Below are 23,352 nucleotides of genomic sequence, written 5' to 3'. Positions count from 1 at the left end.
ACTGTCAGTCTTCTCAATCCAGCCGCAACTCAGGCGGCTCGGGCGCATCCTTGGTCGCCGGGGTTACGGTAGTGTTCACCGGCTGCAGGGTGGTTTTTCCGGTCGGCGCATTGCCCTTGTCGCTTGGCTCGGCGGGCACCAGTTTGTACTCCAGGCCCTGGGTGTTCTTGAGGTAGATCTCCATCTGGCGGAACGAGATGTTGATGTGCTGCTTCTTGAACTCGCGATTGATGAAGCGGTTGATCTCGTCGAGTACCGGGTTGCGGTCGCCCAGGTCGCGTACGTGCATGCGCAGTTCGTGGTCGAGGGTGCTTTCGCCGAAGTTCAGGAAGTAGACAATCGGTTCTGGCTCCTTGAGCACCCGGGGATTTTCCCGGGCGGCTTGTAGCAGCAGGGAGCGCACCAGGTCCAGGTCCGAGCCGTAATCCACGCCCAGCTTGAGGGTTACGCGGGTGACGGTGTCGGTCAGCGACCAGTTGATGAGCTGGCCGGTGATGAAGGTCTTGTTCGGGACGATGATGTCCTTGCGGTCGAAGTCGGTGATGGTCGTGGCGCGGATGCGGATCTTGCTGACCGTCCCCGACAGGGCACCGATGGTGATGGTGTCGCCGATCCGCACCGGACGTTCAAAGAGGATCATGATGCCGGAAATGAAGTTGGCGAAGATTTCCTGCATGCCGAAGCCTAGGCCCACCGACAGTGCCGCAACCAGCCACTGCAATTTGTCCCAGCTCACGCCCAGCGTCGACAACGTGGTGACGAAGCCGACACCGGCGATGGTGTACGACAGCAGTGTGGTCGTCGCGTAGGCACTGCCCTGCGCGAGGTTCATGCGTGACAGCACGAGTACTTCCAGCAGGCCGGGCAGGTTGCCGGCGAGCACGAAGGTGATGACGATGATCACCCCCGCACCGAGGAAGTCGCTCAGGCTGATCGGCACCATGCTCATGTTGGCGCCAGTGCCGCTGGTGTACTCGTAGAGAATGATGTTGTCCAGGTAGGCGAACACCGTGATCAGCTCGGCCCACACCAGATACAGCGCACCGACGAAACCGGCCAGCAGGGCCAGACGGATCAGACGCAGCGACTGCTGGTTGACCTGCTCGATGTCCAGCTTGGGTTCTTCGACCGGAATGTCGCTGTCGCCGTTTTCTCTGGCTGCCTGACGCTTGGCCAGCGCACGCTGATAGGCCAGGCGCCGGGCGGCCACGCTCAGGCCGCGGACGAACGTCGCCTCGACCATCAGCCAGATCATCATCAGGTACAGGGTGTCGATCAGACGGTCGCTGAGCTTGAGCGCGGTGTAGTAGTAGCCAAAGCAGACTGCGAGGAAGAGCGCGACGGGCAACGCCGTGAACAAGACGCCGACGGTTTTGCGGAACAGTGAGGCATTGTGATGCGTGGGGCTGGAGATCAGCAGGCGGCCAAGCAGCCAGGTCATCAGGGCGTAACAGGTCAGCACCACGCCGATTCCCAGCACGTCGTCGGCCAGTGCGGCAGGCTGGTGTTCGGCGACGGCCACTACCGCCACCAGGGCCAGGACCACCAGCCCCAGGCGCCGCACCCAGCCACGCAGGAACTCGACTTGCGCCGTCTCCCAGCGGAAGTGCAACTGCGCAACGCCAGACGGCGCAAGCACGCGATAGGCGGTGTAGAACACCAGCCAGGCCAGGGCGATCTGCAGCAATGCCTCGCCCAGATTGGCGTTTTGACCGCGGGCGTCGATCTGCAGCGCGTAACCGCACAGCGCCAGTCCCAGTGCGACGGGCATGGCCAGCAGCACGTTGATCAGCAGCGCCAGTGGCGTCTTCCATTGGCTGTCACGCTTGAAGTGACCGATGTCGGCGTGCAGGCGATTGAGCTTCTGGTACAGCGCCTTGCGCCGCCAGGTCAGTATGCCGATCAACAGCAGCAAGGGCAGGAACAGCAGCGGCCGCTGGGTCAGGCCGTCTGACAGTTCGCTGAGGCTGGATGTCCACGGCAGGGTGGCGACCTGCTTTTGCAGACGCGGCCAGATATTCTGAAACCATTCCACGTCCAGCGGCTTGTTGCTGGGGATCCAGAACATCTGCTCGTCGAGTGTGGCGCGCAGCCCCTGAGCAGTGCTGGTCAGTTGCTTCTGGTTCAGTTGCAGGGTGATGGATTCGTTGAGCAACGCGCTCAGTTCGCGATTGAGGCGCTCCAGCAAGTCACTGCGGGTGATGGCCAGGTCCAGCAGCGTCCGGCGTAGTTGCGGGGTGACGTTTTCAGGCGGCTGGGTAGCGAGCAGCTTTTCGACGTAAGCGGTCGGCGTGCTCATCTGTTCGCGTTGCTGGTTGATGTCGAACTGATACAGGCGAATGTTGGCGATTTCATCGGCCAGCCCCTTGTCCAGCTCAAGGTGCGGCAATGCCTGTTTCTGTTTGTAGAGAATCTTGGACAGCAGCAGGCTGCCGCTCAGCACGTTGATCTGCTCGCTGAGGGCTTGATCGGTCTGGGTCAGGTTGTCGAGCTGCTGCTTGGTCTTGAGGTTCTGCTGGGTCAGTTCGTTGAGGCGATCGGTGCCGCGCAACAGGTAGTCCGAGAGCTTGAGGTTGGCAGCGCTTTCGGTCGCCAGCAGGCTGCTGCCGCCTGACTTCTGCGCTTCCAGGGACAGGTCGGCAACCGTTTTCTGCGACTGGGCGCGGCGCTTGTCGTTGATCAGGGTCTGCAGGTCCTGAATTTCCTGCTCCTGGCGCGCGACCTTCTCGGTCAGCAAGTCATGCTGGCTGTTGCCCAGGTCCTGCAACTGGCTGTTGCCGGCCAGTTCCTGGCGGCGCAGCAGGTTGAGGGCGTTGATCGAGGCCAGCTCTGCATTGAGCAGGTTGCGCTGGTCGGCGCTCAGGGTCTTGCCGTTGTCCTTGCCATTCTTGAGGATGGCGTTGATCTGCTGGATGCGCGTCTGGTTGGCGCTGATTTCAGTCTGGGCACGCTCCGGCCGTGTTTGCGCGGTAATGGCCAGGCTGTTGGCGTCGTTGAGTTCGCTCTGCAGATCACTCTGCTGGGTGCTGCGCTGACTGAGCAGTTGCTCCAGCTGCGGCACGTCGAGGCCGCCATAGCGCTGGGCCACAGGCACCACTTTGCTTTCTTTCAGGCGGGCCAGTTCACGCTGGTTTTCCGAAGTCTGTTTTGGCGCCTGGGCGAGCTGCTGTTTGAGCGCTTCGAGTTTCTGTTCGCTGTCCTGCTTGCTGTTCAGAAACGCCAGTGTCTGTTCGAGGACCTGTTGCAGTGCCTTTTGCTCGGCATCAGGCAGCTTGCGGTCGGCAATCTTGTCGAGGCTTTGCTGAACAGCGGCGCTGCTGGGCGGGTCGGCGGCGAGCGCCGGGAAAGAAGACAGGCAGAGCGCAAACAGTGCGGCAGCACAAAAGGAACGCAGGGAAAACATAGACACCGGTCGCATGATGATACGTGTGGGTTGGCAGTTTAAAGGAACAGTCCGGGGCCCGGGCGGGTTCCTTCGGGGAATTTGACGCCCACTTTCTGGATCTTGTTCCCGTCCATGACGGCAACCGTCCAAATAGTTCCATTCCATTCAACCTGGTCGCCGACCACCGGTTCGCCACGGTTCTTCTGCACGATGAACTGGCTGAGCGGCATTCCAGGGTCGATGCCGTCGAGTTTCAGGCCATACAGGGCCGCCACTTCACCCAGCCTTGCGTCGCCTTCGAGCACGAAGTCGCCGAAGAAACGCAGGTCCAGCCCACGCTGCGGCGCCTGGCTGAACAATTTGCCCAGCGCTGGAAGGTCGTGTTCGTGGCCGATCACGCACAGCAGATCACCGACTTCCAGGGTTGTACTGCCGGACGGGTGGAGCAGTTGCTGGCCGCGGAACAGTGCCGCGATACGCGTGCCTTCCGGCATCTTCAGCTCACGCAGCGCCGCGCCGATGCACCACTTTTCAGCGCCCAGGCGGTAGACGAACAACTCCCATTCGCTGGTGACGTGTACCTCCAGCGCGGCCCGGGAAATCGGCGCGGGATCAGGCGGAACCGTCACTTTCAGCAGTTTGGCCATCCACGGCAGGCTAGTGCCTTGCAGCAACAGCGAAACCAGCACGATAAAGAACGCCAGGTTGAAGTACAGCTGCGCATTGGGCAGGCCGGCCATCAGCGGGAACACCGCGAGGATGATCGGCACCGCGCCACGCAGTCCGACCCAGGCGATAAAGGCTTTTTCGCGATCATGGAAGGCCTTGAACGGCAGCAGGCCGACCATCACCGACAGTGGACGTGCCACCAGAATCATCCATAGCGCCAGACCCAGCGCTGGTATCGCAATCGGCAGCAGATCGTGCGGCGTGACCAGCAGGCCCAGTACCAGAAACATGCCGATCTGTGCCAGCCAGGCCATGCCGTCGAGCATGTGCAGGATGCCGTGGCGACTGCGAATCGGCCGGTTGCCGAGCACCAGACCGCACAGGTAGACCGCGAGAAAGCCGCTGCCGTGGATGGCGTTGGTCAGGGCGAAGATTGCCAGGCCACCGGCAATCACCAGAATCGGGTAGAGGCCGGCGGCCAGATTGATGCGGTTGACCAGTTGCAGCAGGATCCAGCCGCCGCCCAGACCGATGAAGCTGCCGATCCCGAATTCCTGGATCAGGTGCCCCAGCAGTCCCCAGTGCAAGCCGGTCTGACCGCTGGCGAGCATGCCGATCAGGGTGACAGTCAGGAACACCGCCATGGGGTCGTTGCTCCCCGACTCGATCTCGAGGCTGGCGGTAACGCGCTCGTTCAAACCTTTGCCGCCCAGCAGGGAGAACACCGCCGCGGCGTCTGTGGAGCCGACGATCGCGCCGATCAACAGGCCCTGGATAACGCTGAGATTGAACAGCCACGCAGCCATCATGCCGGTCAGTACCGTGGTGATCAGCACGCCTACCGTCGCCAGCGACAAGGCCGGCCACAGTGCGACCCGGAAACTGGCCACCCGCGTTCGCAGCCCGCCGTCGAGCAGGATCACCGCCAGCGCAAGGTTGCCGACCAGATAGGCGGTCGCGTAGTTGTCGAAGATGATCCCGCCGCCATCGACGCCTGCAACCATGCCTACGGCCAGAATAATGACCAGAATCGGAATGCCCAGGCGCGACGAAAGAGAACTGACCAGGATGCTTGCGGCTACCAGCAACGCGCCGATCAGGAACAGGCTGTTGATGGTGGTGGCGTCCAAGGGCGGTACTCCGTAGAAAACTGAATTGCAACGAGAGGGGCGAAAACTGACCATGCAGTCCGCATGCCAAGCGATTTAACCTGTTGAATTGCTTGGCTGTCAAAGATCAATTTAGGGCGATTGACCCAGAGCGGCGCTCCCGGGTTCACGATTGGTTGCAATCCAGCGGCTGACGCATAGCTATATACCGCAGACCAGACCTTCTTGCTCACTACTGTCGGGGCTCCTACCACCAAGAAGGTTTTCATCATGGATGATGAGTTTGCAGCACATTACGACTTCGACGATGCCGACAGGGCTGGCGATGATGACTCTGACGCAGCGTTCCGGAAACGGGTAGACGAAGACTTTTCGGTCAGCGATTACTTCCGGCTCAACCCGATCAACCTGCAGTCACCTGCCGCCCTGGCTGCGCGGGATGTGGCACAGGAATGCCAGTCGCGGTGGGGCGTCGAGATTGATCCGGACGACACCCTGATCGCCACTCTGTATATCGAAGATCCGAGGCTCTACCCCGCACCTCACCGCGCCAATGTCGTTCACTCGATGACACTGACCCAGGCGCTGCTGCGTAACTGGCAGCAAAAGGGCAATGGCAACTGGTTTGATCACCTCGGGCATTTGCAACCCCACAGTGATGGCGGTTTCGACTGCCAGGTCGTGGACGAGAAGCTGCTCGCTTCCGACTGCGTCGCTTACGAGGCCATCTACCGAAAAACCAGCCCGCAGCGCTATGACGCAACGACACAACTTGGCATTAATGCCGAGGCATTCAAGCAATACATCTGGGATCACAATCTGCAATCAGGGTATATCGCTTATCTGAAGCAGTTCTGGCACGCGCATGGCGAAGACTACAACCTGATGCTAAAGGCCGGGTTGTTCAAGGCAGCCTGGCTGCAAGCCGAAGAAAATACCCTCAAGGCCGAGCACAAGGCCATGGTACTTGAGGCGCTTGGCCTGCCCGGCGATCAGGGCTGGAAAACGCTGAGTTTCGACGATTTTGTCGCTGCCCCGATTGCCACCCGTGTGACGATTTCCGAGCTGCTGGTTCACGGTTACAGTGCCGTCGACATCATGGTCATACGCAGCGCCGATTCGCCGACCGTGCTGCTCTATATACCCGGTAATTCGTCACCCATTCATGCCTTCAAGAACGCAGACGAACTCAAGGACTGGGTCGCGCTGATGTGCAGGGACCCCGGCAAGCGCCGTTCTTTGGAGGCGCACTTCAGTGCTGCCGATGACCTGGATGGCTTTTTCTACAGCGGTGTGGCCACTGCCCTGAAAGGCTTTGCCGTCTACCCGAAGCTGCTGGACTCCGCGACGGGGGCATGGAACCCCCGAAAGCTGGTGCAGTTTGGCGAACCTCTGCAGCCTTGGCCGTTCTCGCACTTCAAGACTCGGGTCAGGGCAAAGTCCGAAATCGATGCGCTGCAAAAAATCCGCAGCCATGGCGACTACTGGAAAGAGGAAGCCAGCAGCGGTTTGAGCGAATGCGTGTCCGTTCTGGGTGGCGTTGCCATCGTCTTTCCCGAGCTGATGCCGGTGGTCGCAGGGCTGTCTCTCGCGCTGGTCGGGTTGGGTGTTGACGCCGCCGTGAATGGTCACACGCTGGAGGAGCGTCAGGCTGGGCTTGGGCGGATTGCCTTCGGCGTCTTGAACGCGCTGCCGATTCTTGGCGAGGAGGGTGAGGCGGTCGAGGCCGGAGTTGAAACAGGGCTGGTTGACGAGACGGGTGGCGGCTATGAGGTGCCAGGGTCATCGACTGAGATCGACCCTGTCATCGATATTGAGCCAGCCCCGGTTTTCAGGCCGGAACCCCCGGCACTGCGCTCGCTTGACAAGAAAATGCGCCGCCTGTTGCGCGCGCTTGAAGCGCCTCAGGAACTGCCGGGACTTGCGTCGGGCGAAGTGGCGGGTATCTATCCGCTCGAAGGCAAACGCTACATCGAACTGCATGATCGTGCGTTCCGGGTGGAGTGGGTGCCGCAGGAGAAACAGTACCGAATTCGCTCCGCCGCGGATCCTCGTGTGTGGGGGCCCTATGTGAAGACTGTCGACACCGGCTACTGGGACCTGGACCTCAAGCTGGGGCTGCGCGGCGGGGAAAGTTTCGACGGTACGCAGTTGCCGCCTGCCAGTGAAGCAGAAAGCGTCGTAGTACCGGTGGTGCCCGGCGAGCCGAAAATCGAAGTCCAGCGCTGGGCCCCCAAGTTGCAGGTCGAATTGCCTATGGACGGTATCAGCATCGAGGAGGTACTGAGTCAATCAAGAGGGACCGTCATAGAGAAGTATTTCGTTCAGGTGAGGGGGGAAAAGACGAATGTCTATTACGACCCCGATATTCGTTGCTGGCGAACTGACCCATCTGACAGGGACGGCTTGGTGTGGCTGGATCGCGACGGGGTGTGGAACCGCGGTTCCAAAGACACATTCCAGAAACTTGAGGCAAATCTGCCACAGAGCCAGCGTTTCGAGTTCTATACTTTTCCTCGTGTACCGAGCCTGCCGGCAGACGCCAAACCCATAAGCCGCATCGTTCACCACATCTGGATGGGGGAACGAACGCCGGGTGCAGACCTCCTGGAAAAGATGCTGAGCAACATGCGCACCAGTCCGGATTTGCGCTTTCAACTGCACATAGATATCGATGACCCGGCAGCTGACCAGCAGTTGTTCGATTACTTTTTTGAACAGCCGCAAATGCATATTTCCCGCCTCAAGGAAGAAGCGTTCTATCCAGACTTCCTGAGCGGCGAAAACGGCGAGGCATTCAATTACTTCCGGCACTCGGATAACCGTAATTACGCTGCTGCCTCGGATATTTTGCGCTATCGGCTGATTGACGAGTATGGCGGTATCTATGTCGATTGCGACGACACGATCAACGTCCCTTTCGCAAAATTTCCATTGAAAGCCGGTCCGAATGACGTACTGCTGGGAAGGGAACTGCAGGCGGAGCATCTGGGTTATAAAGGGCCGGGAAACAGTCACTTCGGCAGTCACCCGAACAATCCTGTTTTAAAACAGATGCTCAAGGAGATAAAGGTACGCTTCGACAGCGAGAAGCAGACCAACGAAGCGTTCTTCAGCACCCGCAGGCCCTACATCGACCGTACCGGCGACGCCACGAAAGCCGCATCAAAAGCCAGGATGACGCCTTATATGACACGTATTTCGGACTTGACCGGCCCCAAACTGATGTCAGATGTTTTGCGAAGGCTGCGACCTGACTGCTTCGATTTGCTGGCGCGCTCCTATCTTCCGCCTGATCAAGTCCTGTCCGTCATATACGAGGCCTATCTGAAGGATACCGTGGACTTCTATTTCCCCTTCAAGGCCACGGCGAAGATTACTCCAGGCTCTGCGAACGAGTGGTAGCGTTCAGTGGACAGGCCAGTGGCTGAGCCCGAACCATCGACAGGCGCGTGACGGCATAGATAGTTAGTGCCATGAACACTGCGATGGGTGATTACGTGCATGACTTCTCTCACACAGGAAGACGTTATGTCACCCCCACCCTCGCAAGCCTCCAAAACCGATCAGCAACTGCTGCGCGAACGTGCGCAGCAGTTTGTTCTCGACTATCCCGATCTGCACGATCTGGCCTATATCGCAGCCAGCAAGATCATTCTTCAACACACCCACAGGATGTTCAATCCTGAAAAGGTGTACTGGCATCGTTTCGGTTCCGCCAGCAGCAGCCCGCGTACCTTCACCGGCTGGCAGCATTCCGGAAAGCCTGTGCAGTCGATGACGTTGATCGAGCTGCTCATGAAGCACTTCAGCGCCCACGACCAGGAAGCCAGCGATGAGCTCTCCCTGTACGGTGGTTTTTATACCGATGGCCCGGACCACGGGTTTTTCGACGAGCGCAATGAGGTGCCCATGCTGCCTCAGGATGTGCTCAACGACATGTGGACGCTTGATTTCAGTTCGTTGTACACCCGCCGAATGGAGCGTTTCTGGAACATTCACAGTGACAACTTTTGCATTCTGGCCAAGGCGCAATATCTGGTTGCCGCCGGCCATTGCCTGCGCAAGGGCCAACTGTCACCCGACGACTTCAAACAGGTCACCCGCGTCGTTATTGCCGATCCATTGCAAACGCCTACGCTGAAAGCATTGCAGGAGCCGCTGCCGTTGCCGCCCGGTGTGTCGGTACATACGCTGGATATCGACGGCATCAAGGCCCATGACCTGCTGCGTATCGTCATTGCCGGTGGGCGGGAGGTGATTTACTGGCCTGATGCCGAACAGCCTTTTATGGCGTTCGACAGCGAGCGCGCCTTGTACCACTGGCTCAAGGAACAGTTCATGGGCGAGCAGGCAGCCAAGGCGATGACAGGCCATTTCCTGCGTGGTGAGGCGTCCCGGACACAAGATGGTGCCAGGTTTGCGCGCGCGGTGAGCGATTTGCTCGCGCACGATTGGCGTGCTGACGTTCGACTCATCAACCAGTCGCAAGCGCCTATTGCAGGTGATCCCTTTGTTTACCTGCGTGACGTTGCCCGGCAGGCAATGAGCGCCGATGCACGCGAGATCCTGACGTCCAATACCGACCTGCTCAAGCAGATATGGATCGGCTATCTGAGCGCATTCCTGCGGGCGTTTGGCGGGCTTGCGCCGCTGAGCTGGCCGGTTGCTTTGACGCTTGTCGGGGCAAGTCTTGCCAATACCGGGTTGAATATTGATCAGGCGGTCAATGGCAAAACCCCTGCGCAACGCAAGGCTGGTGTGCTGGGCGCGATTCTCAACACGCTTTATCTACTCTTCAATCTTCCTCTGCTGATGTCCATACGTGTCGCTCCCCAGCCTTTACAGGTAACGACAACGGACGTCGCATCGATCTCCAGTGAGGCCCTGGAGGGCGGCAGCGTGCTTGCCAACCCGCTGGATAACATGGAAGGCAACCTGCTGCTCGACACCCTCACGCCCTCAGCCGAAGAGGGCAGGTTGCGCGGCGTCTACACGCTGGGTAACGGCGAAACCTGGATCAAGCTGGCGCACTTGCCTTATCGCGTAATGTTCAATGAGCAACAGCAGTGCTGGATGGTCGTCAATCCTGATAACCCGTTTGCGTTCATCGGCAGCAAGCCGGTTCGTCTGAACGCCGAAGGGAAATGGACGCTGATGGCGTCGCCCGGCTTGCAGGGCGGCTCTCCTATGGATGTGCAGATTCCGTCAGGCAGCGCATCTGCCCCGGTTGGCAAACCTTATGCGACAGTAGGTTCCTCGTTCTGGGACCGGTATTTGCAAACTGACATTTTCAATGAGCAGCACTTTGCAGAAACAGCTCTGGCCCGGCAGAAACAGGTCATGTCAATCTGGGACGCGACCCCGGAGGATGTCCTGGAGTCCGATTCTTCGCCCGATGGCAACGAGGTATACAGGGACCCCTGGCAGGGCAAACATCGGGTTTTCAAGCTTGGCGATGACGACTATTACGCCGCCAATATCACGCTGTATACCCAGGATGATGCGCAATTCAACAGGTTCCTGCGTACCGGTGAGAGCCTGGGCCGAAACCAGGTCAGAGCCGTCGAACGGCTGGCCGATGATATCCATGTGGTGGGGTACAACAATGATGTCGAGTTGTACCGTGGCGGCAGTGGTGATCGGGGCACCTCGGGTGCCGTGTTCCGCAGCGGGCAGATCAAGGTCGGCGACGTGCTGGTCAATACCGATGTCACCTCGTTCAGCGAAAACCCCTACGTGGTCAGCGCCTTCGCCAGCAGTCGGGCCGGTGCGCCCGCTAGCGCCATGCTTGGGCCGGTCACGTTCGATGACACCTCGGTGGTCTTCGTTTTGCCCAAAGGGCGTTATCTGCGGGCCACGCCCGTTGCGCCATTCTCGGCCTCGCCCGATGAGGCCGAATCGATCTTCTTGCCCGGATGCTACTTTCAGATCGACAGCATCGAAGAAGTGAGCGGTGAGTTTTATCGCATCATGAAAGTCCAGATGCAGGAGGTCGATCGTCCAATCCAGGGGCGGGCGCTTTACGATATGCGCACGGGCGAGCCATTCAGTCGAGAGCAATACGCGCTTAAGCTGGGGACAGATGCCAAGGTACTGGTCGACCGGTTTTTTCCACAGAATCCAATGACAGACCTGTTCAGCCCGCACTGATCAACAGCCAGCCTGGTTTTGATCAGAACCAGTCATCGCGCATTGCCAGACAGGTGTCATCGCGGTTTTCCAGAATCGTCAGTTCATGATGGCTGCCCGGTACTTCCCACGTCAGGAAATACCGGGCAGCTTGCAGTTTGCCGTGGTAGAAGTCGCTGTCGGCCGAATTACCCTTGCCCAGGCCTTCCTCGGCGCGGATTGCCTGTTCCAGCCAGCGCCAGCCGATTACCGTGTGACCGAATGCCTTGAGGTACAGCGCCGAGTTGGCCAGTGTGCTGGTGATCCTGCCTTGCGCCAGATCGCCCAGCAGCCCCAGAGTGACAGCCTGCAAGCGAGCAATCAATTGCTCCAGAGGCTGGCGCAGTTCAACGAGTGACTCGTGAGCCTGCGCGCGCTCGCAGGTGTTGGCGATCAGGCGCAACAGTTGCTTGAGGCCGGTGCCACCGTTCTGCGCCAGCTTGCGCCCGAGCAGGTCCAGTGACTGAATGCCGTGAGTGCCTTCATGAATCGGATTGAGCCGGTTGTCACGGTAGTACTGCTCAACGGGGTACTCGCGGGTGTAACCATGACCGCCGAGCACCTGAATCGCCAGTTCATTGGCCTTCAGGCAGAACTCCGAAGGCCAGGATTTGACGACGGGGGTCAGCAGGTCCAGCAGCTCATGGGCGTGCTTGCGGACGTCTTCGGTTTCTCCGGTCTGGGTGTCGTCGAACAGCCGTGAGGCATACAGACACAGGTCAAACGCGCCCTCTACGTAAGCCTTCTGGGTCAGCAGCATGCGCCGCACGTCAGCGTGCTGGATGATCGGTACGGGCGTGCTCTCGGGGCTTTTGCTGTCGGGCAGGCGACCCTGAGGTCGATCCCGAGCGTAATCCAGCGAATACAGATAACCGGCGTAGCCCAACATGACAGCGCCCAAGCCAACGCCGATACGCGCTTCGTTCATCATCTGGAACATGTAACTCAAACCGTGATGAGGCTTGCCGACCAGATAGCCGACGCACTCGCCGTTATCGCCGAAGTTCAGCGCTGTAGAGGTCGTACCTTTCCAGCCCATCTTGTGAAACAGACCTGCCAGCAGCACATCATTGCGTTTGCCGAGGCTGCCGTCGTCGTGGACCAGAAACTTGGGCACGATGAACAGTGAGATGCCTTTGACGCCCCCTGGTGCATCTGGCAGTTTCGCCAGCACCAGGTGCACGATATTTTCCGACAGCGAATGATCGCCCCCGGAAATGAATATCTTGTTGCCGCGCAGCCGATACGTACCGTTATCTGCCGGTTCGGCGCGTGTGCGGATGTCTGACAATGATGAACCCGCATGGGGCTCGGTCAGCGCCATGGTGCCGAAAAAGCGCCCCTCGATCATCGGTTGCAGAAAGCGTTGCTTCTGCTCGTCACTGCCAAAACTTTCGATCAGGTTTGCGGCGCCCATGGTCAGAAACGGATAGGACGTGGTCCCGACGTTGGCGGCCTGGAAGTGGGCAAAGCAGGCTTGCGACAGCAGGGTAGGCAACTGCATGCCACCCACGTCGAAATCACGCGATGCGTTGAGAAAGCCCGCCGCAATAAACGCATCCACCGCAGGCTTGACCTCCGGGATCAGAATCGCCTCGCCCTTTTCATAGCGCGGCTCGTTTTCGTCAGCCTTGCGGTTGTGCGGTGCAAAGTACTTTTCTGCAATGACGCGCGCCGTCCCCAGCGCCGCATCAAAGGTTTCCCGCGAGTGCTCGGCAAAGCGCTCGCGACGCGTCAGACCTTCGGCGTCCAGCACTTCATACAGCTCGAAAGCCAGATTTCGGGAACTGAGCAGCGACTCGGACATGATGGCGTACCTGTTCTTGGAATGGCTCAAGTCTAGGTCGGGTTGAGGGGCGAGGGTAGCAAGATTGATTCGGGTGATGGTCGAGCGTGGGTGAGGGTGCATCGAGAGCGGACGCAGAGCGTCCAGAGCATGGGAACGGTCGGTGTCTTTCAGACACCTCTCGTTCCGCACGCTCCAGCGTGGGAATGCCTGTCGTGACGCTCTGCGTCATCTGTTACCGCGCGGCATCAGCCGATCGTCATCAGACTCGCATTGCCACCCGCCGCCGCAGTGTTGACGCTCAATGCCCGCTCGATCACCAGACGTTCCAGCGGTACGTTGGTTTCGCCGTGGGACAGGCCGTTGACGCCGACGATGGCACCGCTGCGTTGTGCGATCTGCTGGCAGATGGCACGTAGCTGATCGGAGTCGCCATGGTGCAGGACGGCGTCGAAGATGACTTCGTCCTTGGCCCAGTCAGGTATCAGTTTGATGCGCGCCTGAACGTCCTTTGGCAGGCGAGCACGCAGCGGTTTGCTGATGTCGGTTTCCGGCCATACGGCAGAGCTGCCGACCGCCAGTACGGCTGCCAGTTGAATCAGCAGGTCGTTCTCGTCGTCAGCCAGGCAAAGTACGTGTTCACGCGGCAGGATCGCGTAGCTGTTGCGTTCGCCGGTCGGGCCTGCCAACTGGCGGGTGATGCCGCTTTGCGATTGCTCGGCGTATTGACTGCACAGCGCGTCCAGGTCGCTTTGCTGGTTGCTGGCAGCCCAGGCCTTCAATGCCTGCAACGGCTTGCCGAGGGCTTCACGCAGGCGGGTATCCGGCGCAGACAGCGCGTCGCTGCGGACGAACGATTTCTCGATAGCATCCTGCGGACGCGTCGACAGCAGGCGATACAGGTACAACGGGCCACCCGCTTTGGGGCCGGTGCCGGACAAGCCTTCGCCGCCGAATGGCTGAACACCCACCACGGCGCCGACGATGTTGCGGTTGACGTAGACGTTGCCGGCATTGACGTTGTCGATGACCTTGGCGATGGTCTCGTCGATGCGCGTGTGCACGCCCAGGGTCAGGCCATAACCGGAGGCATTGATCTGATCGATCAGCAGGCCAAGCTCCTTGCGCTTGTAGCGCACCACGTGCAGCACTGGGCCGAATATTTCGCGTTGCAGCTCATCGAAGCTTTCCAGTTCGATCAAGGTAGGCATCACATAAGTGCCACGCTTGAGTTCGGTGCTGTCGGCGATGGCCACCTGATAGACCGTGCGGCCCTTGTCGCGCATGGCCTGGATGTGTTTTTCGATACCGGCCTTGGCCTCTGCGTCGATCACCGGGCCGATGTCTACCGACAGGCGCTCCGGATTGCCGAGGCGGTTCTCGGCCATCGCGCCCTTGAGCATTTCGATGACGCGGTCGGCAGAATCTTCCTGCAGGCACAGCACGCGCAGTGCCGAGCAGCGCTGACCGGCGCTGTCGAACGCCGAAGACACTACGTCGATCACCACCTGTTCGGTCAGCGCCGAAGAGTCGACGATCATCGCGTTCTGGCCACCGGTTTCGGCGATCAGCGGAATGGGGCGACCCTGTGAGTCGAGGCGACCTGCCACGTTGCGCTGCAGCAGGCGGGCGACTTCGGTTGAACCGGTAAACATGACACCCTTGACACGTTCATCGCCGACCAGTCCGGCACCTACGGTTTCGCCGCGACCCGGCAGCAATTGCACTACGCCTTCCGGAATGCCCGCTTCAAGCAGCAGGCGCACGGCCTGTGCGGCGATCAGCGGCGTCTGCTCGGCAGGTTTGGCCAGCACCGGGTTACCGGCAGCCAATGCAGCAGCTACCTGACCACTGAAAATCGCCAGCGGGAAGTTCCACGGGCTGATGCAGACCACCGGCCCCAGCGGACGATGGCCGTCGTTAGTGAAGTCATTGCGCGCCTGCACGGCGTAGTAACGCAGGAAATCCACGGCTTCGCGCACTTCGGCGATGGCGTTGGCGAAGGTCTTGCCCGCTTCACGAACCAGCAGGCCCATCAACGGCTGGATTTCAGCCTCCATCAAGTCAGCGGCACGCTCCAGAATCGCAGCGCGCTCGACAGGCGGAGTGGCCTGCCAGATCGGGCCAGCGCTCAAGGCGCACTGGATGGCGTTATCGACATCCTGAAGGGACGCTTCCTGCACATGACCGACCACGTCACGCAGGTCCGATGGGTTCAGCGCGGCACTCAGCGTGCCAGCGCTGGCCGGGCAGCCCAGCATCGGGGCGGCTTTCCAGTCGTTGTGCGCGGTAGCCAGCAGGGCCGAAGACAGCGAAGCCAGACGATGCTCGTTGGCCATGTCGATGCCGCTGGAGTTGGCGCGTTCGGTTCCGTACAGATCACGCGGCAGCGGAATGCGTGGGTGCGGCAGGCCGAAACCGCCTTCCTGGGTCGCCATGCGTTCGATCTGGCTGACCGGATCGGCGACCAGTTCCTGAATCGAGATCGAGTGGTCGGCAATCCGGTTGACGAACGAGGTGTTGGCGCCGTTTTCGAGCAGGCGACGCACCAGATAGGCCAGCAGCGTTTCATGGGTGCCAACCGGGGCGTACACGCGGCAAGGACGATTCAGTTTGCCGTCGGCGACTTTGCCTACAACCTGCTCATACAACGGCTCGCCCATGCCGTGCAGGCACTGGAATTCATACTGGCCAGGGTAATAATTCTGCCCGGCGATCTGGTAGATCGCCGCCAGGGTGTGGGCGTTGTGTGTGGCAAATTGTGGATAGATGACTTCCGGTGCCGCGAGCAACTTGCGGGCGCAGGCGATGTAGGACACGTCGGTGTACACCTTGCGCGTGTACACCGGATAGCCTTCCAGGCCTTCGACCTGGGCGCGCTTGATCTCGCTGTCCCAGTACGCGCCCTTGACCAGACGGATCATCAGGCGATGGCGGCTGCGGCGCGCCAGGTCGATCACGTAATCGATCACATAAGGGCAGCGCTTCTGATACGCCTGAATCACGAAGCCGATGCCGTTCCAGCCGGTGAGCTGTGGTTCGAAACACAGGCGCTCGAGCAGATCCAGCGACAGCTCCAGGCGATCGGCTTCTTCGGCGTCGATGTTCAGGCCGATGTCGTACTGCTTGGCGAGCAGCGTCAGCGACAGCAGGCGCGGGTACAGTTCATCCATCACCCGCTCGTACTGGGCGCGGCTGTAGCGCGGGTGCAGCGCCGACAGCTTGATGGAAATCCCCGGACCTTCGTAGATGCCGCGACCGTGCGAGGCTTTGCCGATGGAGTGGATAGCCTGCTCGTAGGACGCCAGGTACTTCTGCGCGTCATGTTCGGTCAGCGCCGCTTCACCCAGCATGTCGTAGGAGTAGCGAAAGCCCTTGGCTTCGAAGCGACTGGCATTGGCCAGGGCTTCACCGATGGTTTCGCCGGTGACGAACTGCTCGCCCATCAGGCGCATGGCCATGTCGACGCCCTTGCGGATCATCGGTTCGCCGCTTTTGCCGATGATGCGGCTCAGCGAGGATGTAAGGCCCGCTTCATTGTGAGTGGCGACCAGCCTGCCTGTCAGCAGCAGGCCCCAGGTGGCGGCGTTGACGAACAGCGACGGGCTGTTGCCCAGGTGCGGCTGCCAGTTGCCGTTGCTGATCTTGTCGCGAATCAAGGCATCGCGGGTGCCCTTGTCCGGAATACGCAGCAGCGCTTCGGCCAGGCACATCAGCGCGACGCCCTCCTGGGACGACAGTGAAAACTCCTGCAGCAGGCCCTGAACGATGCCCGCGCGACCACCGGCGCTTTTCTGGTTACGCAGTTTCTCCGCAATCGACGCGGCCATCTTGTTGGTGGCCTCGGCAACCGGCGCGCTCAGGCGTGCCTGCTCGAGCAGCATAGGCACCACTTCCGGCTCGGGGCGGCGGTAGGCGGAGGTGATGGCTGCACGTAACACGGACTGCGGTTGAATGCTCTCGGCAAAATCCAGAAAGCATTGCAGCCCCGCCTCTTCTGCCAGCTCGCCGCGGTCTTCGTTGTCCTTGCCGGCAGCACCGTCGAGCTCCAGCAGGGTTGCACCACTCTCGAGCTTTTCCAGGTAATTGAAAATCGCCTGCTTGATCAACCAGTGCGGCGTACGGTCGATGGAGTGAGCTGCGGCTTTCAAACGCTCGCGGGTCGGGTCGTCAAGTTTGACGCCCAGAGTGGTGGTGGCCATGTGTTGTCCTCTTTATAGCCACGTGGAAGTGGCATCGGCTTTGGCGCAGATTAGCCTCGGGACAGGGTGGGGTGCAACCGGGTGCAACCCGATTTGCAGAATATTTTGTGAGGTTCCCGGTGAGCGGCTGATAAAAATGGCGCTACGCTCAGTGCTGGTGCGTGATTTTTTGTAGATTGCGTTGAAAACGCCCTAAAATGGCGCGTAAATGCATATGTCACGAGTTTTTTGTAACAGGTGCAACTTGCAGGATGAAATGGGTTGCACCTTGTTTGGATTGTTTAATAGGATTCGTTCCCGCGGTGCAACCGCCAGTCATTGATTGCCAATCCTTGCGGAGCGATCAGTCAACGCGGTGTCGGGTGCAAAAGCAGGGATGTGCCGAATATCGGTCGCTATTCCCTTTGGCATCGGGTGCCAACATAAAAATAATGCCAAGGCAGAACTCATGAGTGTCAGCAACCCTACCTTGATCACGTTCGTGATCTATATAGCGGCAATGGTATTGATCGGCCTGATGGCCTATCGCTCTACCAACAACCTTTCGGATTACATTCTCGGCGGACGCAGCCTCGGCAGCGTGGTCACCGCTCTTTCAGCAGGAGCCTCGGACATGAGCGGCTGGCTGTTGATGGGGTTGCCCGGTGCCATCTATATGTCCGGCCTGTCGGAAAGCTGGATCGCCATCGGCCTGATCATCGGCGCCTACCTGAACTGGCTGTTCGTGGCCGGCCGTCTGCGTGTGCAGACAGAGCACAACGGTGACGCACTGACGCTGCCGGATTACTTCAGCAGCCGTTTCGAAGACAACAGTGGCCTGCTGCGCATCATTTCGGCCATCGTGATTCTGGTGTTCTTCACCATTTATTGCGCCTCTGGCATCGTTGCGGGCGCGCGTCTGTTTGAAAGCACCTTCGGCATGTCCTACGAAACCGCCCTGTGGGCCGGCGCTGCGGCGACCATCGCCTACACCTTCGTCGGTGGTTTTCTGGCGGTGAGCTGGACAGACACCGTGCAGGCCACGCTGATGATCTTCGCCCTTATCCTGACGCCGATCATCGTTCTGCTGGCAACGGGCGGCGTCGACACCACCTTTCTGGCGATCGAAGCGAAAGACCCGACCAGCTTCGACATGTTCAAGAACACCACATTCATCGGCATCATTTCCCTGCTCGGCTGGGGCCTGGGTTATTTCGGTCAGCCACATATCCTGGCGCGCTTCATGGCGGCCGATTCGGTCAAGTCGATTGCCAGCGCCCGACGCATCTCCATGGCCTGGATGATCCTGTGCCTGGGCGGCACCGTGGCGGTGGGTTTCTTCGGCATCGCTTATTTTTCCGCGCACCCTGAGGTCGCCGGGCCGGTTACCGAGAACCCGGAGCGGGTGTTCATCGAGCTGGCCAAGCTGCTGTTCAATCCGTGGATTGCCGGCGTGCTGTTGTCGGCCATTCTGGCTGCGGTGATGAGTACGCTGAGCTGCCAGTTGCTGGTGTGCTCCAGCGCGTTGACCGAGGACTTCTACAAGGCTTATCTGCGCAAGGGCGCTTCGCAGGTCGAGCTGGTCTGGGTAGGTCGGGCAATGGTGCTGCTGATCGCGATCATTGCCATTCTGCTGGCGGCCAATCCTGAAAACCGCGTGCTGGGCCTGGTGAGTTACGCCTGGGCCGGTTTCGGCGCAGCCTTCGGCCCTGTGGTACTGATTTCGGTACTGTGGAAGGGCATGACTCGCAACGGCGCTCTGGCCGGGGTCATTATGGGTGCGGCCACCGTGGTGCTCTGGAAGCAATTCAGTACCATGGGGCTGTATGAAATCATCCCCGGGTTCATCCTGGCCAGCATCGCCATCGTGGTATTCAGCCTGATCGGCAAGCCTGCTTCTGCGTCCATGCAGACCCGTTTCCTGGCCGCCGAACAGGATTTCAAAGCCAACCGCTGACAGGTCTGACTGAAACACAAACGGCCCGTTCTTCTTCGTGAAGCGCGGGCCGTTGTGTATTCAGGCTGAGAGCTGCGTGCCGCTCAGCTCTGGTTGTGATCGATGTCGAGGTTGTAGAACGTCGCCTTGCCACCCTCCGAGGTGTACCCGGTATTGTCCTGGGTATACACCCCCGCCTTGAAGTACAGAGGCTTGTCGCGCCAGGTCTCACTGATGCGCGTGCTCCAGTCCTGATCCTTGGCGCTGACGGACAGTTTTCCGCCCTTGCTCAGGTGAATGACGTAATTGAATGTCTCATTGAGCTTCACACCCTCTACGATGGTGTAAACCTTGCTTTCATCGTCGTCATAGCGGTTGCGGACTTTTGCAACGATATCGCCGGTCTTGGTGTCTTCCTTGTATTGAAACTCGACTTTCAGGAGCGGCTCTGTGCTCTCGTATGCGTGTATTTGTCCGATGACAATCTTGCCTGAGGAAGGTACTTGGTCGACTTCCAGTTTGGCATTCAGAAAGTTGTCGGCATCCGGGTACACCCAATTATGCAGCGAACCATCGGACCACGTTTCCCGAAGTTCGCTTCGGGAATATTTGGCGTTCTCGGTTTTAGTGCCGGTGACGGGCGACCAGAACACAATGGCGTCGGTTTTGGATTTGAAATATTTACCGTCGTAGCCTTTTACTAACTGAGCGGTTTCGATGGTCTTGGGGGGCGACCCCACCGGGATGCTGAGATTCCACGATCCAAGATCTACCATTTTGTCTCCGTCCGTAAATGTCTTTGTATCGCTCATAGAGAAAGCCTCTGGCACGAGGCTTCAGCCAGCTTTTATACGGCTTGTAGGACAATTTGTTAATAAAAAAATGTCGAACGGATGGCGTCAAAGTGCTGTCACTTCTTCTGCAGGGCAGAGCCTGTAAGGGGTGCAGAGAATGACCGTTAGTCGGCTAGATCGAACTTTGACAGTAGGGAAGAGGCGCCTTGCTTCTGCTTTTGGCGAGACGAGGCTAGAGTTATTCCAAAGTATGACGGTCGTCCTGAGTCTCAGGCGTCATGCCCACACAGAGAAGCAGCATGGAACGCGTGCCAAACCAGCCAGATGATGGCTCTTCAGTTTTACTTGTTGTAGACGATTACCCGGAAAATCTGGTGACGATGTGCGCTGTTCTGCAAAGAACGGACTGGCACATTGTGACTGCAAGTTCCGGAATAGAAGCATTGACCGTACTTCTCGAGCAGGAAGTCGACCTGGTTTTGCTGGATGTGCAGATGCCGGGTATGGACGGCTTCGAGGTCGCGCGACTGATGCGTGGCAGTCAGCGCACCCGCCTTACGCCGATTATTTTTCTCACCGCCAATGAGCAGACCCAGGATGCGGTGCAAAAGGGCTATGCGAATGGTGCGACGGACTATCTGTTCAAACCCTTCGACCCGAATGTGCTCAAGCCCAAGGTGCAGACCCTGCTTGAGCAACAGCGCAATCGTCGTGCGCTGCAACAGCTGTCACTGGAGCTGGAGTCGGCCCGTGCGTTCAACGCATCGGTGCTGGCCAACGTCGCCGAAGGCATTCTGGTCGTTGACGAAGCAGGCACCATCAGCTTTGCCAACCCGGCTATCTGTCAGTTATTGAACACCTCCGTCGATCACCTGCGCGGCACCCAGGTGCTGGACTACATCATCGAACCGAAGGTAGGCCACTGGCTGGATTCGGGCTTTTACCAGCACTATCGCAAGTCCGACACCTATCGGGTGCACGACGCCATTCTGCGTACGGCGCAAGGCACGCAACTGCCAGTGGCGTTGTCCTGTGCGGCGCTGCCTGCCGAACAGAAGGCAATGGTGCTGACGGTTCTCGATATGTCGGTGGTTCGTGATCTTTATCAGCAGCTGGAAAAACAGGCCGTCACCGATGCATTGACAGGCCTGCTCAATCGCCGGGGACTTTATCAGGCCGTTGAAAGCATGCTGTTGCGCAACGAGCGGGCGGATAAATACCTGGTCGTGCTGTTCATGGATCTGGATGGTTTCAAGCAGATAAACGACACGCTGGGCCACGAGGCCGGTGATCAGGTATTGCTCTGGGTCGCCGAGCAGTTCAAGGACAGCATGCGCCCCTATGATGTGCTGGCACGCATCGGCGGCGACGAGTTCACCGTCGTAATCGACGGGCTTGATTACCCCGAACAGGCGGCCAAGATCGCCGAAAAGCTCATCGAGCGGGTATCCGGAAGACGCCAGGTCGACGGTGTCGAGATCACCCTGGGTGCCAGCGTCGGCATTGCGACCTTTCCGGATTGCGGCTCGAATCTGGACGGTCTGCTGCGCGCGGCAGATATCGCCATGTACGAGGCCAAGCGTGCAGGGCGGCAACAATACCGGTTCTATGATCAGAACATGAACGGGCGCGCCCGCTCGCGACTGATGCTTGAGGAAAGCGTGCGTACGGCCATCGACGGTCGGGATTTTTCAGTGGTGTACCAGCCCCAGATTCACGTGGCGGATGGTCGCTTGCGTGGTTTCGAGGCCTTGCTGCGTTGGCAGCATCCAGCGGTCGGAGAGGTCCCGCCTGCGCTGTTCATTCCGCTGCTGGAAGAGACCAGACTGATCAATCGGCTCGGCAGCTGGATCTTTGATCAGGGCGCCGAGCAGCGTCAGGCATGGAGCCACATCTTCGCGCCCGACATGGTGCTGAGTGTCTGTGTCAGCCCCACACAATTCTGCCTGCCCAATCTGGCCTCGGAATTGAAACGCGCCATGGATCGCTTCGAGCTGAAACCGGGGCAGATAGAGGTGGAAATCACTGAAACCGCCCTGGTCAACAACCTGACGCACAGCCACAAACAGCTGAAGTTGTTGCATGAGGTCGGTGTGCGCATTGCGCTCGACGACTTTGGTACCGGCGAATGCTCGCTGTCGCACCTGCGCAATCTGCAACTCGACACCTTGAAGCTGGACAGGCGTTTTGTGGCCAATATTGCAGGGTCAAAGCGCGAGGCGGCGATGGCCAGCAGTATCATCGACCTGAGCCGCAACCTCGATATGCTGGTTATTGCCGAAGGGGTCGAGACTGCCGAGCAATACCAGTGGCTGGCAGACAACGGCTGTCAGGTCATGCAGGGCTTTTTGATCGCTCATCCGATGTTGCCAGAAGATGCGTTGCGCTTTCCCGGGCACTTTGATGTGGCGGGCTTCAGGCAAACCAGATTGTTGTAGAATGGCGTTTTTCGATCTCATGCAAAGGCCCCATGACTGCATCCAGCCCTGCTCCGCTCAAATACCTGCAGGCCTATCCGCAGGCCCTGCAGGATCAGGTGCAGCAGCTGATTGCCGAGGATCGTCTGGCGGATTACCTTGAGCAGCGCTACCCCGCGCGGCATCAGGTCCAGAGCGACAAGGCCCTTTACGCCTACGCGCTGGCGCTCAAGCAGGATCACCTGCGCAACGCGCCAGCCATCAAGAAGGTTCTTTTCGACAATCGTCTCGACCTGACCCACCGCGCGCTGGGCCTGCACACCAAGATATCCAGAGTGCAGGGCGGCAAGCTCAAGGCCAGTAACGAGATCCGTGTGGCCGCGCTGTTCAAGGAAGCGCCGCCAGAGTTTCTGAAAATGATCGTCGTGCACGAGCTGGCTCACTTTCGTGAGTCGGATCACAACAAGGCCTTCTACCAGTTGTGCGAGCACATGTTGCCCGGTTATCACCAATTGGAGTTCGATTTGCGCGTGTACCTGACGTACCGCGATCTGCAGGCCGCGCGAGCGCCATGCTGAGCCAGGCACTGAAAAAGGATTCGACGATGCAGGTCAGCAAGACCAAAAGCAGTTTCTATCGCCGCCTGTACGTGGCGTACCTGATCGATTCACAGATCGCCAGCAGTGTTCCGGAGCTGATAGCGGCAACCGGCATGCCGCGTCGGACCGCGCAGGACACTATCAGTGCGCTTGCCGATCTGGACATTGTGTGTGATTTCGAGCAGCTGGAAGGCGGCCGCAATCACGCCGGCAGCTACCGGATCCGTGACTGGGGCGCCGTTGACAAGGGCTGGATTGCCGACAATCTGCCGCGTATCAAGGCCGTGCTGGAGTATCCCTGAGCG

11 protein-coding genes are annotated in these 23,352 nt (G+C 59.4%); 6 read left to right on the top strand and 5 right to left on the bottom strand.

The genetic code is table 11. The annotated features are described in order from the left end of the window. Positions 1 to 13: 13 nt before the first annotated feature. A complete protein-coding gene (gene mscK / locus KBY08_RS11715) occupies positions 14 to 3,403 on the bottom strand; it encodes a mechanosensitive channel MscK (protein ID WP_003404597.1) in 3,390 nt (1,129 codons plus the stop codon). A 38-nt stretch (positions 3,404 to 3,441) separates the two neighbouring features. After that, entirely contained in the window at positions 3,442 to 5,184 is a 1,743-nt protein-coding gene (locus KBY08_RS11710; protein ID WP_003414375.1) for a potassium/proton antiporter, read from the bottom strand. A 249-nt stretch (positions 5,185 to 5,433) separates the two neighbouring features. Here KBY08_RS11710 and KBY08_RS11705 point away from each other — a divergent pair, with 249 nt between their 5' ends. Continuing rightward, complete coding sequence (locus tag KBY08_RS11705) at positions 5,434 to 8,568, top strand: dermonecrotic toxin domain-containing protein (protein WP_225651146.1); 3,135 nt, start codon at positions 5,434 to 5,436, stop codon at positions 8,566 to 8,568. A gap of 99 nt (positions 8,569 to 8,667) precedes the next feature. Beyond that, the gene (locus KBY08_RS11700; RefSeq protein ID WP_096136035.1) at positions 8,668 to 11,316 is read left to right on the top strand and encodes a dermonecrotic toxin domain-containing protein; all 2,649 of its coding nucleotides are present in this window, start codon (positions 8,668 to 8,670) and stop codon (positions 11,314 to 11,316) included. Between the two features lie 22 nt (positions 11,317 to 11,338). On the opposite strand, the gene KBY08_RS11695 is transcribed toward KBY08_RS11700, so the two are convergent. Together KBY08_RS11695 and putA are read right to left on the bottom strand one after the other, a co-directional pair. After that, positions 11,339 to 13,141, bottom strand: coding sequence for an acyl-CoA dehydrogenase (locus KBY08_RS11695; RefSeq protein WP_096136034.1), 1,803 nt, complete (start codon positions 13,139 to 13,141; stop codon positions 11,339 to 11,341). A 227-nt stretch (positions 13,142 to 13,368) separates the two neighbouring features. Beyond that, positions 13,369 to 17,322, bottom strand: a complete 3,954-nt coding sequence (putA, locus tag KBY08_RS11690) for a trifunctional transcriptional regulator/proline dehydrogenase/L-glutamate gamma-semialdehyde dehydrogenase (protein WP_046722210.1) — start codon at positions 17,320 to 17,322, stop codon at positions 13,369 to 13,371. A gap of 448 nt (positions 17,323 to 17,770) precedes the next feature. On the opposite strand from putA, the gene putP reads away from it, so the two are divergent. Beyond that, the gene (gene putP / locus KBY08_RS11685) at positions 17,771 to 19,258 is read left to right on the top strand and encodes a sodium/proline symporter PutP (RefSeq protein ID WP_032655161.1); all 1,488 of its coding nucleotides are present in this window, start codon (positions 17,771 to 17,773) and stop codon (positions 19,256 to 19,258) included. An 83-nt stretch (positions 19,259 to 19,341) separates the two neighbouring features. Here putP and KBY08_RS11680 read toward each other — a convergent pair whose 3' ends face one another. Further along, positions 19,342 to 20,013, bottom strand: a complete 672-nt coding sequence (locus KBY08_RS11680) for a polysaccharide lyase family 7 protein (RefSeq protein ID WP_003404605.1) — start codon at positions 20,011 to 20,013, stop codon at positions 19,342 to 19,344. Between the two features lie 317 nt (positions 20,014 to 20,330). Between KBY08_RS11680 and KBY08_RS11675 the strand changes: the two genes are divergently transcribed. From KBY08_RS11675 to KBY08_RS11665, 3 genes are read left to right on the top strand one after another with little or no spacing between them, the layout of a single operon-like run. Then, complete coding sequence (locus tag KBY08_RS11675; RefSeq protein WP_024640337.1) at positions 20,331 to 22,469, top strand: EAL domain-containing protein; 2,139 nt, start codon at positions 20,331 to 20,333, stop codon at positions 22,467 to 22,469. Between the two features lie 32 nt (positions 22,470 to 22,501). Next, entirely contained in the window at positions 22,502 to 23,026 is a 525-nt protein-coding gene (locus KBY08_RS11670; protein WP_003404609.1) for a M48 family metallopeptidase, read from the top strand. Positions 23,027 to 23,052: 26 nt separating this feature from the next. Next, positions 23,053 to 23,349 (top strand): winged helix-turn-helix domain-containing protein, encoded by a 297-nt coding sequence (locus KBY08_RS11665; protein WP_011266452.1) that lies wholly within the window; start codon positions 23,053 to 23,055, stop codon positions 23,347 to 23,349. Positions 23,350 to 23,352: the final 3 nt, after the last annotated feature.

This window comes from Pseudomonas sp. P135 (genome assembly GCF_020312125.1).
Lineage (GTDB): Bacteria > Pseudomonadota > Gammaproteobacteria > Pseudomonadales > Pseudomonadaceae > Aquipseudomonas > Aquipseudomonas fragariae.
This window is presented reverse-complemented; position numbering and strand designations above follow the sequence as displayed.